This is a genomic window from Streptococcus sp. oral taxon 056 str. F0418, assembly GCF_000220065.1.
Lineage (GTDB): Bacteria > Bacillota > Bacilli > Lactobacillales > Streptococcaceae > Streptococcus.
The window spans coordinates 1,055,995-1,073,387 of the sequence record NZ_AFQU01000001.1 but is presented as its reverse complement, the minus strand read 5'-3'; the positions used below and the strand labels follow the sequence as shown (position 1 = coordinate 1,073,387).

The 17,393-nt window shown below is 37.4% G+C and carries 20 protein-coding genes; 16 read left to right on the top strand and 4 right to left on the bottom strand.

All coding sequences use genetic code 11. The annotated features are described in order from the left end of the window. Positions 1–85: 85 nt before the first annotated feature. Genes HMPREF9182_RS10765 through nrdG form a run of 5 tightly spaced genes read left to right on the top strand, consistent with a single transcriptional unit; the run spans position 86 to position 2,384 of the window. Positions 86–229, top strand: a complete 144-nt coding sequence (locus HMPREF9182_RS10765) for a hypothetical protein (protein ID WP_009443746.1) — start codon at positions 86–88, stop codon at positions 227–229. 15 nt (positions 230–244) lie between these two features. Then, positions 245–748 carry a GNAT family N-acetyltransferase gene (locus HMPREF9182_RS05280; protein WP_009754611.1) on the top strand — a complete coding sequence of 168 codons (504 nt, stop codon included), beginning with the start codon at positions 245–247 and terminating at the stop codon, positions 746–748. A 9-nt stretch (positions 749–757) separates the two neighbouring features. Then, positions 758–1,264: a GNAT family N-acetyltransferase gene (locus HMPREF9182_RS05275; RefSeq protein WP_009443330.1), complete on the top strand. Its 507-nt coding sequence runs from the start codon at positions 758–760 to the stop codon at positions 1,262–1,264. Positions 1,265–1,273: 9 nt separating this feature from the next. Continuing rightward, entirely contained in the window at positions 1,274–1,819 is a 546-nt protein-coding gene (locus HMPREF9182_RS05270) for a GNAT family N-acetyltransferase (protein WP_009754496.1), read from the top strand. Then, positions 1,785–2,384: an anaerobic ribonucleoside-triphosphate reductase activating protein gene (gene nrdG / locus HMPREF9182_RS05265; protein ID WP_009444015.1), complete on the top strand. Its 600-nt coding sequence runs from the start codon at positions 1,785–1,787 to the stop codon at positions 2,382–2,384. Before HMPREF9182_RS05270 ends, nrdG begins: the two co-directional genes overlap by 35 nt. A gap of 342 nt (positions 2,385–2,726) precedes the next feature. On the opposite strand, the gene HMPREF9182_RS05260 is transcribed toward nrdG, so the two are convergent. From HMPREF9182_RS05260 to HMPREF9182_RS05245, 4 genes are all read right to left on the bottom strand, one after another. Then, on the bottom strand, positions 2,727–3,383 hold the full coding sequence (locus HMPREF9182_RS05260; protein ID WP_009754988.1) for a YwaF family protein: 657 nt from the start codon (positions 3,381–3,383) through the stop codon (positions 2,727–2,729). A gap of 107 nt (positions 3,384–3,490) precedes the next feature. After that, positions 3,491–4,246: a hypothetical protein gene (locus HMPREF9182_RS05255; protein ID WP_009443656.1), complete on the bottom strand. Its 756-nt coding sequence runs from the start codon at positions 4,244–4,246 to the stop codon at positions 3,491–3,493. Then, complete coding sequence (locus HMPREF9182_RS05250) at positions 4,246–5,103, bottom strand: ATP-binding cassette domain-containing protein (protein ID WP_009754890.1); 858 nt, start codon at positions 5,101–5,103, stop codon at positions 4,246–4,248. Before HMPREF9182_RS05250 ends, HMPREF9182_RS05255 begins: the two co-directional genes overlap by 1 nt. Continuing rightward, a complete protein-coding gene (locus HMPREF9182_RS05245) occupies positions 5,100–5,468 on the bottom strand; it encodes a GntR family transcriptional regulator (RefSeq protein ID WP_009443173.1) in 369 nt (122 codons plus the stop codon). Before HMPREF9182_RS05245 ends, HMPREF9182_RS05250 begins: the two co-directional genes overlap by 4 nt. Positions 5,469–6,301: 833 nt before the next feature. On the opposite strand from HMPREF9182_RS05245, the gene cpsA reads away from it, so the two are divergent. From cpsA to HMPREF9182_RS05190, 11 genes are read left to right on the top strand one after another with little or no spacing between them, the layout of a single operon-like run. After that, on the top strand, positions 6,302–7,762 hold the full coding sequence (gene cpsA, locus HMPREF9182_RS05240) for an LCP family glycopolymer transferase CpsA (protein ID WP_009754313.1): 1,461 nt from the start codon (positions 6,302–6,304) through the stop codon (positions 7,760–7,762). A 3-nt stretch (positions 7,763–7,765) separates the two neighbouring features. Beyond that, the gene (gene cps4B, locus HMPREF9182_RS05235; RefSeq protein ID WP_009443519.1) at positions 7,766–8,497 is read left to right on the top strand and encodes a capsular polysaccharide biosynthesis protein Cps4B; all 732 of its coding nucleotides are present in this window, start codon (positions 7,766–7,768) and stop codon (positions 8,495–8,497) included. A gap of 30 nt (positions 8,498–8,527) precedes the next feature. Continuing rightward, the gene (locus tag HMPREF9182_RS05230) at positions 8,528–9,223 is read left to right on the top strand and encodes a Wzz/FepE/Etk N-terminal domain-containing protein (RefSeq protein ID WP_009754448.1); all 696 of its coding nucleotides are present in this window, start codon (positions 8,528–8,530) and stop codon (positions 9,221–9,223) included. A gap of 9 nt (positions 9,224–9,232) precedes the next feature. Continuing rightward, the gene (locus HMPREF9182_RS05225) at positions 9,233–9,928 is read left to right on the top strand and encodes a tyrosine-protein kinase (protein WP_009754847.1); all 696 of its coding nucleotides are present in this window, start codon (positions 9,233–9,235) and stop codon (positions 9,926–9,928) included. A gap of 20 nt (positions 9,929–9,948) precedes the next feature. Beyond that, positions 9,949–11,325: a sugar transferase gene (locus HMPREF9182_RS05220; protein ID WP_009443541.1), complete on the top strand. Its 1,377-nt coding sequence runs from the start codon at positions 9,949–9,951 to the stop codon at positions 11,323–11,325. 35 nt (positions 11,326–11,360) lie between these two features. Further along, the gene (gene cps2T / locus HMPREF9182_RS05215; protein WP_009754401.1) at positions 11,361–12,557 is read left to right on the top strand and encodes a beta 1-4 rhamnosyltransferase Cps2T; all 1,197 of its coding nucleotides are present in this window, start codon (positions 11,361–11,363) and stop codon (positions 12,555–12,557) included. Continuing rightward, positions 12,539–13,453 (top strand): glycosyltransferase, encoded by a 915-nt coding sequence (locus HMPREF9182_RS05210; RefSeq protein WP_009755047.1) that lies wholly within the window; start codon positions 12,539–12,541, stop codon positions 13,451–13,453. Before cps2T ends, HMPREF9182_RS05210 begins: the two co-directional genes overlap by 19 nt. A gap of 23 nt (positions 13,454–13,476) precedes the next feature. After that, positions 13,477–14,772 carry an O-antigen polymerase gene (locus HMPREF9182_RS05205; protein ID WP_009754476.1) on the top strand — a complete coding sequence of 432 codons (1,296 nt, stop codon included), beginning with the start codon at positions 13,477–13,479 and terminating at the stop codon, positions 14,770–14,772. A 7-nt stretch (positions 14,773–14,779) separates the two neighbouring features. Continuing rightward, a complete protein-coding gene (locus HMPREF9182_RS05200) occupies positions 14,780–15,937 on the top strand; it encodes a glycosyltransferase family 4 protein (protein WP_009443769.1) in 1,158 nt (385 codons plus the stop codon). Positions 15,938–15,944: 7 nt separating this feature from the next. After that, positions 15,945–16,265, top strand: coding sequence for an oligosaccharide flippase family protein (locus HMPREF9182_RS10815; RefSeq protein WP_009754341.1), 321 nt, complete (start codon positions 15,945–15,947; stop codon positions 16,263–16,265). Positions 16,266–16,306: 41 nt separating this feature from the next. Then, positions 16,307–17,392: an oligosaccharide flippase family protein gene (locus HMPREF9182_RS05190; RefSeq protein WP_009443520.1), complete on the top strand. Its 1,086-nt coding sequence runs from the start codon at positions 16,307–16,309 to the stop codon at positions 17,390–17,392. Position 17,393 lies beyond the last annotated feature (1 nt).

Sequence of the window (17,393 nt, the reverse complement as noted above, 5' to 3'; positions counted from 1 at the left end):
TAATGATCTAAATAAGCGGGAGTGATACAGAACATCATGCGATGTATCGCTCTTTTTTATCAAAACGTAATAAGGAGATATGAACGTGGGAAAGTATCAATTAGATGATAAAGGAAAAGCTCAGGTGCGGCGCTTTCATGAAAAACATTCAACAGGAGCTAGTAATAAGAAGGATCGAGTAGCCAGTCTACGGGAACAGTTCCTTACTAAGTTAAACAAGAAAAAATAGGGGATAAATAGAAAAGTGGATTTAGAATTACGAAAGCCTAAATTGGCAGATAAGACAGCCATTTTAGAAATGTTAGCTGACTTTAAAGCGTCTGGGGGTCGACACGATGGCTTTTTTGGTGGAGAAGATTTTATCTATGAGGACTGGCTGGAGACCATTCAATTAGCTGAGGCAGGTATCGGCTTGCCACAAGGTTTTGTGCCTTATATCCAACTGGTCGCTTTTGCTACAGACGGTCAGGCTGTGGGTTTTCTCAATCTGCGCTTGCGGCTCAATGACCATTTGCTCCAAGAAGGCGGGCATATCGGTTATAGTATCCGTCCCGCTGCGCGTGGGAAAGGATTGGCAAAAGAGCAGCTGCGACAAGGCTTGCAAGTAGCTAAAAGTAAAAATATCAAACGTGCTTTAGTGACTTGTGATTGTGATAATGCTGCCAGTCGAGGAGTGATTCTGGCTAATGGTGGGGCTTTAGAGGATATTCGATGCGGAAAAGAGCGCTATTGGATTGATATAGATTGAGGAGAGTCTATGAAATTACGACGACCAACTTTGGAAGATAAAGACGCGATTTTGGAGATGATTGCGGAGTTCGATGCTGCAAAATCCTATATGCATGGTGGCATGGGCTCCGCTTGGAAGCAAGCAAAGGATTATGAAGATTGGTTAAAGATTGTAGAGCAGCAGGAGGATGCCGCCAATTTGCCAGCAGGCTGGGTTCCCGCAATCAAATTTTTATCCTTTGATGAGACCGGCTTGCCTCTGGGCTTTTTAGCTCTGCGCTTGTCCTTAAATGACAAATTATTTGTGGAGGGTGGACATATTGGCTATTCTATTCGGCCCAGTCAACGCAGAAAGGGCTTGGGCAAGTTGCAGCTAGAGTTAGGGCTGGCAGAGGCTCGAAAGCAAGGATTAGAACGAGTGCTGATTACCTGCGATGAAGACAACGAAGCCAGCCGCCGCACGATTCTCTCCACTGGCGGTGTTTATGAAAATACAATCGACAGAAGTCAGCGCTACTGGATAGAGTTAGATTAAGGAGGGAACATGGAGCTAAGACGACCAACTTTGGAAGATAAAGACGCGATATTAGAGATGATTGCGGAGTTCGATGCAGCAAAATCCTATATGCACGGTGGCATGGGCTCCACTTGGAAACGAGCAAAGGATTATGAGGATTGGTTACAAATGGTAAGACGACAGGAAGATGTGGCAAACTTGCCAGCAGGTTGGGTTCACGCCATCCAATTTCTATCCTTTGATGAGACTGGCTTGCCTCTGGGCTTTTTAGCTCTGCGCTTGTCCTTAAACGACAAATTATTTGTGGAGGGTGGGCATATCGGCTATTCTATCCGCCCCAGTCAACGTAGAAAAGGCTTGGCCAAGTTGCAGCTAGAGCTAGGACTAGCAGAGGCTCGCAAGCAAGGACTAGAACGAGTGCTGATTACCTGCGATGAAGACAACGAAGCCAGCCGCCGCACCATTCTCTCTGCTGGCGGTGTTTACGAAAATACAATCGACAGAAGTCAGCGTTACTGGATTGATTTGGAGGATGAAGATGAACAATCCCAAACCTCAAGAATGGAAAAGTGAGGAGCTGAGTAAGGGACGAATCATTGACTATAAGGCCTTTAACTTTGTGGATGGCGAAGGTGTCCGTAACTCCCTCTATGTCAGTGGCTGTATGTTTCACTGTGAGGGCTGCTATAATGCAGCAACTTGGTCTTTCAACGCTGGCATTCCTTATACGCAAGAGTTGGAGGAGCAGATTATGAAAGACTTGGCGGAACCTTATGTACAGGGGCTGACCCTCCTAGGTGGCGAGCCTTTTCTCAATACAGGCATTCTCCTGCCCTTGGTCAAGCGGATTCGAAGAGAGCTGCCGGACAAGGATATCTGGTCCTGGACGGGCTACACCTGGGAGGAGATGATGCTGGAAACGGAGGATAAGCTGGAGTTGCTAAGTTTGATTGACATCCTAGTGGACGGCCGTTTTGATATTACCAAGAAGAATCTCATGTTGCAGTTCCGCGGCTCTTCTAATCAGCGAATCATCGATGTACAGAAGTCCCTTCAGTCAGGCCAGATAGTCATCTGGGATAAACTGAATGATGGAAAAGAGAGTTTTGAACAGGTGGATCGTGATAAACTTATCTAAGGTTTTTCATAGCGAGGACTAGCTCCATCTTTTTTCGCTTACTGACTGATAAACTAACAGAGAAGGATCTTGCTGCTTGTTTGAGCGAATACAAAAAGCTAGAAACCAGCGACCTGAGTACTAACTTCCTTTACAGTATTCTGTACGTGAATATTTAAGTAGTCAAGTAATTATAGAATCTTTTTTAGTACGAGACAGCGAGCTACAGATTGTACGGAAGTACAGACGACACAAGTTTAGCTTACCTTGCTTCAACAGTCTCCTAAGCTGTTGAAGCAAGGTAAGCTAACAGACAAACTAGACATATAGAAAAGGAATAATGAGCTCTAGTAGAGGAGTCCATTATTCCTTTATTTTTTGGTAGATTTTATTTTCAAAAATGAGCACAGCTGACAAGAGGCAAGAGATAAAAAGATAATTAAATAAGATTCCATGGTTGCCAATAATAGGCGGCTGGCTTAAAAATCCGTAATTCCCATCTGTCAGCAAGTTGATGCCTACGATGATGAGATTGAGTTGAAAAGTAAAATAAATAATCCGTTTGCTAGATAAGGGCTTTTTGTGAAGGGTTAGGTAAACGAGGGAATTTCCAATCAATGCATAGTGACCAATGATGTAGGATATAAACGTGATATGGGGCAGCCGAAAAGGATCAAAGATAGGATAAATCGTGGAACAGATTGGCCCAATAATACCTAATAAGGCAAAATAACTTTTATAGATGGATTGATCTGGCAGGCACAGCAGGGCAAGTGCAGCTAAACTGCAGTGATAAAAGGGCAGACTTTCAGCGGAAGGTGTTAACGTACAGAGGTACCAGCCGTAGAGCCCAATAATTTGTAAAATTTGTAGGTACTTCAGAAGTTTTCTGTAGGGAGTAGAGTGGTAAAAGCGAAGAGAGGTGTAGTATACACTTGCTAAACCGATGAGGAGCAGCACATACCAAAAAGGAGTTAAATGAGGTGCTTCTGTTTTTTGATTAGAGAAAAAATCGGCCATAGTATTTCCTGATTCAATTATGTTTGCTGTTGGCTGGTTTCAAATAGCTGGAAAAGAAAGAACATGCGTTCAAATGGCGCATGTTCTTTTGCAGAATGAAAGTTCTTTCATCCTCCAATGCTGCTTTGATGATGTTGAAACAGTCTCCATTGAACCCACATCAACAGTAAGAGCAGACTACCTAAAACAGCCAGAACACTGAGTGATATTTGTCCAGACAGAAAAGCAATGACAAATTCACGGACAAATTGCATACAAGCCTGTACAATAGCTTGTGGTAAAATAGTGGATAAGCTTGTGACCAGAACCGTCAGCAAAATGGTCAAGATTCCTGGTAGAATCCAGATGAGACCAATCAGCCAAATCAAGCCAATTTTTCCAGCGAACTTATCGAAAAACATGCCGATACAGTTGCCGATAAATTTGATGCCCAGTAGAATACCAGTCAGCAAGGTTAGCCAATAAAATGAGCTCAGCAGGGTCCAGTTTTGAAAACTGAAGCCAGACAAGTTCAGATGAAAGAATTGGGCGAAGCTATTAAATAAAAAACCAACTAAAATAATGCTCAAAGAAGAAATCAGAGCCACTAAAGCAGAGCTAATGATTTCTGCTAAATATTGATTTTTCCGTGTTAATCCCAGCTGGTTAAACATCCGAAAGAAGTGCGGTGTGTAATAAATGCCGAGAACTAATATAAAGATGCCAGCTAAGATGGGAAAGTTAAAGTTAGCATTGACAGTTGTATTGCCTGAAAGGAGCAGAATCGTCAGCAAAAGAAGGGTGGCAGCTATGACGCCCGCAATTCCTTTTGCGAGAACCAGCAACAAGTTTTTGGTTTCATATAGATAAGCGCGTTGTAACATCAGACTTCATTCTCCTTTCTGGTGATGTGGACAAAGTATTCTTGTAAACCAAGCGGTCCAATAGTAATCTCATCAGGAATATCGTTAGGAATATCTCCTAAGACAACGACCTGCTTGAAAGGACCGAGATCTTCCTGAGCAATGATATTACAGCCAGCGGTGTATTCATCAACCAGATTAGCCTGTCCAGAAATCGTATGCCCGATGCTTAAGAGACTTTCGATATCGGCTTCCTCCATAATCACGCCATCTTGAATGATAATGACTTCCTGTAACAAAAAAGCAATTTCCTCAATAATATGTGTTGAAATAATGAAAGAGCGCGGTCTGCGATCATAGGCTTCCAGTAATTTTTTATTAAAGAGCTGCCGGTGATTGGCATCCAGTCCCAGAGCGGGTTCATCAAGAAAAACATAATCGGCCGGCACACAAAAAGCGATGATGATTTTGGCAATGGTCTTGTAGCCGGTAGATAGTGATTTGAATCTTTTATTTGGATCAAGAGCGAAGGCACGGGTTAGATTTTGAGCAAATTCCCAATCAAAATCACCCGTTACATCATCGACAAAATGGAAGATTTCATACATCTTCATATTATTGTTGAACCAATTATCATCATTCATCAGATAAATGCGGGACATATTATCTTGATTTTCCCAAAGGGGAGCTTGATTGAAGCGTAATTCACCGCTATCCTTGTTAATTCGGTGGCTGATAATTTTTAATAGGGTGGATTTGCCAGCTCCATTGCGTCCTAATAAACCATAAATCGTCTTTGGTTTAAAGGTTAAAGAAATATCGTGCAGAATCATTTGATTCCCATACTGCTTACGAATACGATTTAAGACAAGCGTCATCTGTCATAACCTCCTCTAATGAGAACAATGAGCTCTTCGTAACTGATATGCAACGCCTTTGCTTCTTTGACAAATCTTTCCACGTGTTGAGCAAGAAACTCATTACGTCTTTTTGCTTCAATCAAAGCCAGAGCACCACTTGTCACAAACATACCAATACCGCGGCGTTTTTCTAAGATTTTCTGTTCAACCAAAAGATTCATGCCTTTTAAAACGGTTGCAGGATTGATTTGATAGAGCTGCGAGATTTCAGTCGTTGAAGGAACCTGCTCATTTTCTTTGAAAGTCTCATTGAAAATCTCATTTTCTAGTTGGTCTGCAATCTGCTTAAACAGCGGAACAGAACCATTGTAATCTAATTTCATTGGGTTCTCCTTGGCCAAAGGATTGTTGGTTAGTTACTCAACCAACTAACCTAAATATACAACTTTGATTTTTTCTTGTCAAGAAAAAAAGTCATTTTGAAAATATTTTATAAAAAGCTTGTAAGCCTGCTTTTTTATGTAGGAAATTTATTTATATAGTAAATATATTATATTTAGGTGCGGTGTTACAGATTTAAAGTTCGCATAACAAGTGAATCAAGATACATTTTAAACGGTTATAGGTGTGCCAGTCTGTTCATGATATCCAGTTAGATAAAGAGTTTCTTGAATATCATGAGTGGCCCTGCGTTTTAGAAAATTTGGGTTCTCTAAGTAAATCGTTGAACAGATTGACCTGGCAATGTCTAATAAAGCAAAATATCTTTTATAGATGGATCTATTTGGTATGCACAGCAGGGCAAGTGTGGCTAGATTGCAGTGGTAAAAGGGTGGGCTTTCAGCAAAGGAGGTTAACGTACAGAAGTACCAACCGTAGAGTCTGATAATTTGTAACATCTGCAAGGACCTTAGAAGTTTTTGATAGGGAGTAGAACGGTAAAAATGAAGAGAAGTATAGTATACGCTTGCTAAATCGATGAGTAGCAGTACATACCAAAAAAGTTAAATGCTGCTCTTCTTTTTTTGATTAGTCATTGAAGTGGGGATGATTTTTCAGCTATCTTAGTGCATTTTTATATTAAATCAAATCATTGTTTAGCTGCTATATGTTAACACTTCGACGCTTTTCTTGTTAATTTTTCCAGTATTAGTAAAGAATTCTCTATTTTTATGCTATAATAGAATAGAGTATTTTACATAGAAAGTGGTTTATCATGTCCCGAAAAAGAAGTGGCGGATTCGCTCGAGCAAAAAATCGATTAAGAATTGTTAATGTTGGCTTGTTAGTAATCTATAGTTTGCTGGCTGCCTTGTTGATATTTGCTATTTTCAAATATAATATTTTAGCATTTCGGTATTTGAATATAATCGTTGTTGCTATTATGCTAGCAGTAGCAGTTTTGGCGATTCTACTTATTTGGAAGAATAAAGCGCGTGTGTTCACCGCAGTATTATTATCTCTATCATTGTTAGCTGGAGCTGGTGCAATGTATGCTGTTAAAGAGGTGCTTGATTTATCAACAGGTGTAAATTCTACATCAAGCTTTTCTGAATATGAAATGAGTATTGTGGTAGCAGCCGATAGCGACATTAAAGACATCACCAAAATTACTAATGTCCTGGCTCCAACAAAGAATGATGCAGCTAATATTACAGCATTGACAGATGAACTTGCTAAATCGAAAAATATAAATGTGACAGTTGATTCGGCTAGTTCATATCTAGGAGCTTATAAATCTCTGATAGCGGGTGAAACAAAGGCTATCGTCCTCAATAGTGTTTTTGAGGATACCCTGCGTAGTGAAGATCCAGATTATGCATCCAAAATTAAAAAGTTATATAGCTTTAAGATGACCAAAAAAGTTGAAATTGCTAATCAAAAACAAAATGCTAATGCGGATGTGTTCAATATTTATGTTAGTGGAATTGATACTTATGGTAGCATATCGTCTGTTTCACGTTCGGATGTGAATATCATTATGACAGTTAATCGTAAGACTAAGAGAGTTCTTTTGACAACAACACCGCGAGATAGTTATGTACCAATTGCAGATGGCGGTGAGGATCAACCAGATAAATTGACTCATGCTGGGATTTATGGCGTTGATGCTTCAGTCCATACGCTTGAGACACTTTATGGTATTGACATTCCATATTATGTCCGTCTTAATTTCACTTCGTTCTTGAAATTAATTGATCTTTTAGGTGGTGTAGATGTTTATAACGAGCAAGAGTTCACTAGTCTTCACGGGAATTATCATTTTGCTATAGGAGAGGTTCATTTAAATTCGGAACAGGCGTTAGGTTTCGTAAGAGAACGTTATTCTCTTAACGGAGGGGATGGCGATCGTGGTAAAAATCAGGAAAAAGTTATCGCAGCCATTATTAAGAAACTCACCTCTACAGATGCTTTGAAGAATTATAATAACATTATTTCTGGCTTACAAGATTCTGTTCAAACCAATATGAGCTTGGAGACTATGATGAACCTTATCAACACTCAATTAGAAACGGGTGGCAGTTATGCAGTGACTTCACAAGCCTTGACTGGTAATGGAACAATGGGCTTGCCATCGCATGCTATGCCAGATGCCAATCTTTATATGATGGAAATTGATCAAAATAGTTTGGCCGCAATGAAAGCTGCTATCCAAGCAGTGATGGAAGGAAAGTAAGGCATGATTGACATTCATTCACATATTGTTTTTGATGTTGACGATGGGCCTAGAAATTTGGCAGATAGTCGTGCTCTGCTTGAAGAAAGCTATAGGCAAGGAGTTCGGACAATTATTTCCACTTCCCACCGTCGAAAAGGGATGTTTGAAACACCAGAAAATAAAATTGCAGAACATTTTAAGCTAGTACAGGAAATAGCAAAAGAAATTTCAGATGACTTGACGGTACTTTATGGTGCAGAGATTTACTACACCAGTGATGTGCTAGATAAGTTAGAGAAAAAAATAATCCCTAGTTTAGCAGATACGAGATATGCTTTAATTGAATTTAGTATGACAACTCCTTATAAGGAAATTCACACAGCTTTGAGCAATGTTTTACGTCTAGGGATCACACCTGTGGTAGCGCATATTGAACGTTATCACTGCTTAGAAAATGACGAAAAAAAGGTTCGTGATCTGATTGATATGGGATGCTACATGCAAATTAATAGCTCAAGTGTACTGAAGCCAAAATTATTTGGAGACAAATATAAATTTATGAAAAAGCGAGCTCGCTTCTTTTTAGAGAAGGATTTGGTTCACTTTGTGGCTAGTGATATGCATAATTTAGATGATCGGCCACCATACATGGAAGAAGCTTACCAGATTATATCTAAAAAATATGGCGTTGCTTACGCAGAACAATTATTTAGAAAAAACCAAGAAATTTTGTTGAGAAATGAGTATATTTAACTTTCATTTTTAACAAGGAGAAAGAGAAAAATGAATCAAGAAAACCAAATGGTGGAAATTGACATAGTGTCGTTGTTAAAGATTATATGGCAGAGAAAATTTTTTATTGTTTTGACAGCTTTAATGACAGCAATTTTAGCGCTGGGCTATAGCGTTTTTATAGCAAAGCCATCATATCAAAGTACTACTAGAATCTATGTGGTCAGTCGTCAACAGTCAGATAATAACGCGTTGACAAATCAGGATCTTCAGGCAGGCGCTTATCTAGTTAAGGACTATAAAGAAATTATTTTGTCACAAGACGTGTTATCAACTGTTATTTCGGAGTTGAAATTATCAAGTACAACAGCTGATTTAGCTGGGAAAGTAGCCGTCTCTGTTCCCACAGATACTCGTATTGTCTCAATCACTGTGACAAATGGCGATCCAAATCAAGCGAGTCGCATTGCAAATACTTTACGTGAAGTAGCTGCAGAGAAAATCATTGCTGTGACAAAGGTATCTGATGTCACAACCTTGGAAGAGGCAGAAGCCCCTAAAAGTCCTTCTTCTCCAAATATTCGCCGTAATGTAATGATTGGATTTGTCGGTGGCGCTGTGGCGATGGTTGTCTTAGTATTGATTGTTGAAGTCTTAGACGATCGGGTGAAAAAACCAGAGGACATTGAAGAAGTAATGGGTATGTCTTTACTTGGTATCGTACCTGACATGAGAAAGTTGAAATAAGGAGTTCCTATGCCAGTATTAGAATTATCAACTAAAAAGAAAAACTCTATCCAAAGAACGGAAGAGTATTATAATGCTCTTCGCACCAATATTCAGCTAAGTGGAGAAAATATTAAAATTGTTTCCCTTACTTCTGTTCACCCCAATGAAGGGAAGTCAACAACATCTACGAATCTTGCCATTGCTTTTGCAAGAGCGGGTTATAAGACGCTTTTGATTGATGCAGATATTCGAAATTCAGTCATGTCGGGTGTATTTAAGTCTTCAGCAAAAATCACAGGATTGACAGACTACTTGTCAGGAAAGACGGATCTATCACAAGGATTGTGTGAAACAGATGTTAAGAATTTATTTGTCATTGAGTCGGGTCAGTCTTCCCCTAATCCAATAGCTCTTTTACAAAGCAAGAATTTTGATATTATGATGAATATTTTGCGCCGCTATTATGACTATGTCATTGTTGATACGCCTCCTGTTGGCTTAGTAATTGATGCTGCTATCATTTCTCAGAAATGTGATGCTAGTATCTTAGTGGCTGAGTCTGGTTCTGTCAAACGAAAAGCCTTGCAAAAAGCAAAAGAGCAATTAGAGCAAACAAGCACACCATTTTTAGGAGTTATACTAAATAAATACGATGTATCTAACGATCGCTATGGAGCCTATGGCGCTTATGGAAACTATGGGAACTACGGAAAGAAACATTAAAAAGTAATAAGGTAAGAGATATGTTTGAAAAGCAAAAGGAATTACAGAAAGCAGAAATAGCAAGCTTGCAACTGATTGTTGTTATTTTGATTGCGGTTTTGGTGAGTTTTATTTCAGATTCAGATTTAAATCGAACGAGCATTTTCATATTATCTCTCCTTCATTTACTTGTATTTTATGTTAGTGATTATTATGACCAATTCTTTCAGCGTGGCTATTTAGTAGAATTACTACAAACTCTGAAATACAGCATATTATATACTCTTATAGTCACTTTTGCATCGTTTATAATGGAAGATCATTTCCCGATTTCTCGTAGAGGATTGATTTATTTTATTTTAATAAATGGTTTGGTTATTTATACTACAAATACGTTTATTAAGAGATATTATTCGATTATTTACCCTAATTCTAAAAATAGCAAGAGAATATTTTTAATTACAGCGAAGTCTCGAGCGAGTTATGTATTAGAAAGATTGAAAAACTCTCAATCATTAGGTGGAAAGTTAGTTGCAGTGACTCTCGTTGATGATGCGACTTTCCAGCATTCGGATTTTGAAGTTGTCCCAGAGAAAGAAATCATTCAGTATACCACTAAATCCGTCATTGATGAAGTGTTTATTAATATTCCCAGCGAGTTCTATAAAGTTGATAGCCTTATTTCTCAATTTGAACAAATGGGAATAGTTGTGAATGTAAGTATAAATATTTTAGATTTCCCAACAAGTGGGGAAAAAAGGATTCGGACAATAGCTGATTTTAATGTCGTTACTTTTTCTACGAAATTTTACAACTATTATCATGTTTTAATCAAGCGTGTTATGGATATTGTGGGTTCTTGTATCGGTTTGATAATTTGTGGTGTTATAGGGATATTCTTAATTCCATTCATAAAAAGAGACGGTGGACCAGTCATTTTTGCACAAAAGCGTGTTGGGAAAAATGGTCGAATTTTTAAATTTTATAAATTTAGATCAATGTATATTGATGCGGAAGAACGTAAAAAAGATCTTTTGGCTCAAAATACTATGACAGGTGGGATGTTCAAACTGGATGATGATCCACGTATTACTCCAATTGGTCGTTTCATTCGAAAAACGAGTTTGGATGAACTTCCACAATTCTACAATGTTTTAAAGGGTGATATGAGTTTGGTAGGTACACGACCGCCAACGGTTGACGAGTATAAGCAATATACTCCTGAACAAAAGAAACGATTAAGTTTTAAACCGGGTATCACTGGCTTATGGCAGGTTAGTGGTAGAAGTCAAATTACGGATTTTAATGATGTAGTAAAACTAGATGTTGCATATATTGATGGTTGGACAATTTGGTCTGATATCAAGATATTATTAAAGACATTTAAAGTCGTATTTATGAGAGATGGAGCGAAGTGAGAGATGGTAGATAGAATTCGGGTGCTAGGAGACAGATGAAGAAGTCGGTTTATATCATAGGTTCAAAAGGGATCCCAGCAAAATATGGTGGTTTTGAAACTTTTGTTGATAAATTAACCGCTTATCAACGAGATAATAGTATTCAATATTACGTTGCGTGTATGCGAGAAAATTCTGCTAAATCCGGTTTTGTAGAAGATGTTTTTGAATATAATGGAGCTATCTGTTACAATATAGATGTGCCTAATGTTGGACCGGCTCGAGCAATCATTTACGATATTATTGCATTGAATAAGGCTATCGAGCTGGCAAATAAAAATCAAGATTGTGAGCCAATTTTCTACGTTCTAGCCTGTAGAATTGGACCCTTTATCGGAACTATCAAAAAGAAAATCAAAGAGTTGGGGGGCAAACTCCTTGTCAATCCCGATGGTCATGAATGGCTACGAGCCAAGTGGAGTTTGCCGGTACGCAAGTATTGGAAAATTTCTGAAGCTTTGATGGTTAAGCATGCAGATCTTTTGGTTTGTGATAGCGAGAATATCGAATCTTACATAAAAGAAAATTATACGAAATATGCTCCAAAGACAATTTATATTGCCTATGGAACAGATACAAGCAAGTCTGAGCTGTCTGCTAACGATGATAAAGTTCTATCATGGAACAAGGAAAAAGGCATTGCTGAGAATGAGTATTATTTAGTTGTTGGACGCTTTGTGCCAGAAAACAACTATGAAGCTATGATAAAGGGTTTTATGGCCTCACATTCTAAAAAAGATTTTGTCCTGATTACCAATGTTGAAGAAAACAAGTTTTATAATCAGTTGCTCAAAGACACAGAGTTTGATAAAGATTCAAGGATTAAGTTTGTTGGGACAGTTTATGACCAAGAATTGCTCAAGTACATTCGGGAAAATGCATTTGGCTATCTTCATGGTCACGAAGTTGGTGGGACGAATCCATCTCTTTTGGAGGCTTTGGCATCTACCAAGTTAAATCTCTTATTGAATGTCGGCTTTAACCGTGAAGTAGGTCAGGATAGTGCTATATACTGGGAAAAAGATGAACTAGCTCGTATGCTTGAAAAAGCAGAGGAGTTGTCCCCAGAAGAAATTGAAGAGTTGGATAGAAAATCAAATCAGCGCATTGCGAATGCATTTACGTGGGAGAAGATAGTTGAAGACTATGAGAGGGTATTCATAAAGGAGAAGAGATGGCAACAGTGCTTGTAATGATGTCAACTTATAATGGCGAGAAGTTTCTACAAGAACAAGTTGATAGCATTTTAAATCAAGAAAACTGTGACGTTCACTTGTTGATAAGAGATGATGGTTCCAAGGATGAAACTATTAAAATATTGGACAAATATAGCAGTCAAGATTCTCGAGTCTCCTGGTATACAGGAGAAAATTTGAGGTCTGCAAAATCATTTATGCATTTATTAATCCATTGTGAAAAAATTTACGATTATTATGCGTTCGCAGATCAAGATGATGTGTGGGATGTAGACAAACTCAGTGTAGCCATTGGAATGCTTGAGCAAGAAGCTGGTCCGGCTCTCTACTGCAGTAACTCTATGTTGGTTAATGAAAAGTTAGAAGACAGTGAAGAGCATTTGTATAAACATGTTCCTAACTTCACTTTTAGTAGAGTACTAATTGCTGGCCAGATTCAAGGAGCTACCATAGTTTTGAATAGTGAGTTTGCTAATTATTTTGAACATAAAGCAATCCCCAATTACATTCCAATGCACGATTATTATGTTTCCGCAGTATGTTTAGCAGTTGGTGGAAAAATCTTTTATGATTCTAATAGTCATATGAAGTATAGGCAACACGGAAATAATGTTTTTGGAATTGATACATCTTTTTTAGGAAAAGTGAAAAGAAATTTAAATACAATGTTCCAAACAAATGACTTCTTTGACTTGCAGAGATTTAGTCAAGAACTTATAAATTTGAACCAATCATCCCTAGACAAAGATTCGAAAGTTTTACTGAATTTAGCCAAAGATTATAAAAAAAGTTTCACAAACCGATTTAAACTGGCTTTTTACAAGGGATTAAGTTTTGGACGACTAAATCAAGAAATTAGTTTTAGATTGGCTGTGCTATTGGGAAGATTATAAATATAGATAATGGAGATAAATAGATGTCACTAGTGCAGATAGGAATCGCCTTCTGTTTTATTGTTGCTCTAGTAGCGATGAGGAAAGAGAGAACGGTTATTAACCCTCTTTCTGTTTTTTGTTTTGTTTGGATGGTAGTTTTGTTTTTCTCCACAAATACAACTAGGTTGGATTATCCGCAGAATGAGACGATAGAATGGATTGTAATAGGTGTTGCTGCATATGCTTTAGGATACATTTTTCAACGGAGCTCTAAAATTCGCTTTACCTTTGGAAAGTGGACTTCATTAAGAGATCAAGTAGTCGTTCCTAGATATAAAGTATTGATATTTTGCGCCATTATGTGCATGTTGTTTTTCTTAAAAGATTTGATACTAGTTTTCTTAAACGGTGGAAGTTTTAATTTACGATATATACAACAGTTTTTACGCTCAGGCGACTACACTGTTATGAGTAGCCCAATTGAAAATGCAATAAATTTATTATTTATACAGCCGATTTCTTTTGCATTACCAGCTATTTGTGCAGTAGATATTTTTTATGGGGCCAAAAATAAGCGCTTAATAATAATAACAGTTCTGATGTTGCTGTTTAAAATGATGTCCACAGCTAACAGAAGCGGCTTCTTGCTGTTGTTTATATATATATTGATAGCTGGCTTGATATTTATCAGAAACAAACATTTTTCGAATTTCAAAAATAATAGATTGTTGAAAAGGTATAAATATTTGTTGTTTGGCATCATAATCGTAGCTGGTTTGGTTCTTGTCATCACAACTATTTCACGCGGAGTTGATTTGTCAACCAATATCTATTTAAATTTAGCTATTCCACCTAGAATGTTTGAAATTTGGAGTAAGAAAGTTCAAGAAGCAGGGTTGCAGGGATATGGTGAAACTTCCTTTATGGGATTTCTTTTTCCTGTTAAGTATATTTTTAATAATGTATTGAAAATATGGGATGCGACCAATATAAACGCTGTTTATAATATGATTCAATTGACGGACGTCCAATGGGTTTGGCCTGGTCCGAAAATTACGGCAAATGCCTATGTTTCTATGTTTTGGAATTTATATACGGATTTCCGTTATGAAGGTATCTTAGTCGGTAGTTTCTTATATGGAACCATTTCTGCGCAAAGTTTCTGGAATGCCATAAGAACTAATAATCCCAGAATGCTTAGTGTATTTTGTCTCATATTATATTCAGTATTATATTCTTTTGTTCGCTTCCAATTTTCAGATAGTAGATTTGTATTAGCTATTATATTTATAAGTTTTTTTGCCTATAAAAAAGATTATAAGTTGGATGCTATTTAGGAGAGAAATGAAAGTATTATTTATTGAAAATGCAGGACACAAGACAGCAGGAGCTTTTAGGAGTCTGGTTTCCCTCGCTGTTATGTTGAGAAAGTATGGCGTTGAAGCCCATGTGGCTCTACCCAAAACAGCAGATGGGGTTTCTTTGTTAGAGGAGAATCAGATTCCTTTTATTCAGTTGCAAAGCTGTGCTTACTCCAGAATGATGTTAGCAGAACCAAGTTTCATAGAGCAAATTAAAATGCCTGTAAAAGATTTTGTATTAAAATTTTCTGCCAGAAAAATTGCAAAATACGTGAAAGATAATCATATAGATATAGTTCATGATAATACTTCCGTTAGTTATATAGGCATGTACGCTGCTAAATATGCCAAAGTGAAGCATGTTTGGCATATCAGGGAATTCATGGAGGAAGATTTCAATCGGAGATTTTGGAGGAAAGCAGCGTACTTACGATTGATAAATAAGTCAGATGCTGTTGTTGCAATTTCGCAGGCTGTCTATGATAAATATAAATGTGAGATAGATAATAGCAAGTTTAGCTTGATTTACAATGGTATAGATGTTGAGAAGTTTATAAATACAGATAGAGAGCTTTTTAAATCAAGACCCATTAGTGTCCTGTGTGTTGGTCGTATTAGTCCAGGTAAAGGGCAAGGATTACTTATCAGAGCGACTGCTCGTTTAAAAACAGAGTACAATCAGTTTATTACACTAAATTTAGCAGGCTCTTATCAAGCATCTCAATATAATCAGATGATAGATCTTGCTCGTTCTTACGGAATCGAAAAGCATGTGAATCTTTTAGGTCAATGCGATGATATGAATGAAGTATATAGAAAGAACGATGTGTTCTGTATGGCTTCAAAATGCGAGGCCTTCGGCAGAGTTACCATAGAGGCAATGTTAGCAGGTTGTATAGTGCTCGGTAGCAATAGTGGTGGGACGGCAGAAATTCTAACAGCAGATACAGGATTGACTTTTCATCCAAATGACGAAGTGGATTTGGCTGAAAAACTGAACTATATTATTGAAAATCAATCTTTAATGAAAGAGAAAGCAAAAAATGGTCAAGAGTTTGCGATGCAGAATTTCACTTCGGACAAAAATGCAAAGGAAATTTATCATTTATACTGCAAGCTACTAGACATTGAAAGGAAATAACTAATTAATGGCGAGTGTTAAGAAAAATTTTGCCTACCAAAGTATATATCAAGTTGCAAACATTATCCTTCCTTTGGTTACTTCCCCGTACGTAGCTCGTGTTTTAGGAGCAAAGGGGATAGGAGTTTACTCTTATACTTATGCTATTGCCTACTATTTTTCATTAGTCGCGTTACTTGGAATTGCTAATCACGGTAATCGAGTAATAGCGGGGGTTCGTGATAATAAACAAAAATTAACTAAAACATTTTCAGAGTTATTATCAGTTCATTGTGTTATCGCCTTTGTTGCTGTTGTGGCTTATTATGTTTATTTTCTTTTTTTGTAAAAGAAGATTTTCTACCAGCTTTTATCCAAGGGATATGGGTATTGGCATCATTCTTTGATGTCAGTTGGTTCTTTTTTGGATTAGAAAAATTTAAACTGACAGTGACAATTAATTTAATTATCAAGGTTGTAACTACAGTAAGTGTTTTTATTTTTGTTCAGCAACCTCAGGATACATGGCTGTATTGCCTCATTATGGCTGCAGGTTCCCTAATTAGTCAACTTATCTTATGGCCATATATCAAGCAATATGTCAATTTTAAACTTGTGACATGGAAAGGTATGCAGAATCACATTACACCATTACTGACCCTGTTTATTCCAGCAATAGCAGTTAGTTTGTATAAGTATATGGATAAGATTATGTTGGGAATGCTGACTACAAAAGTACAAGTTGGTTTCTTTGAAAATGCTGAACGTGCAATCAACATTCCAATTAGTATAATAGCTTCTTTTGGGACTGTAATGCTTCCGAAAATGTCTAATCTTGCCATTAAAGGAGATACGGAACGCGAGAGACACTATATAGGTCTTTCCATGGAATTCATAATGTGGCTTACCAGCGCCATGTCTTTTGGAATATTTGCAGTTGCTCATAATTTTGCGGTTATATTCTGGGGGGATGAGTTCATAGCTTCAGGCAGTCTCATTCAGACTCTATCGATATCTATTATCTTTGTGGCTTTCGCTAATATTATTAGGATGCAATATCTGATTCCCAAGAGATTGGATGTGCCCTATATTATTTCTATTTTTGCAGGAGCGGTGATTAATTTAATAACAAATGCTCTATTAATTAGCAAATTTGCAGCATTAGGAGCTGCTATAGGAACTGCTGTTGCAGAATTTACTGTATGTGCTGTTCAGGCATTCTATGTTAGAAAACAGTTAGATATTAAGCAATATATTTCAAAAACGCTCCTATTCTGTACTTTTGGTTTGTTTATGGCAACTATTGTTTTTGTGGTAGGAGAATATATCCCAAATAGAGCAGTTAGCTTATTGGTGCAGATTAGCATTGGGGCTGTTGTTTACTCTGTTTGTTCCTTGTGTTATTTTCAGAAAACTCAAAACCAGTATATTAGGAACCTTATTGAAAAGGTAAGGAAAAGATTTTTAAAAAGTTAAG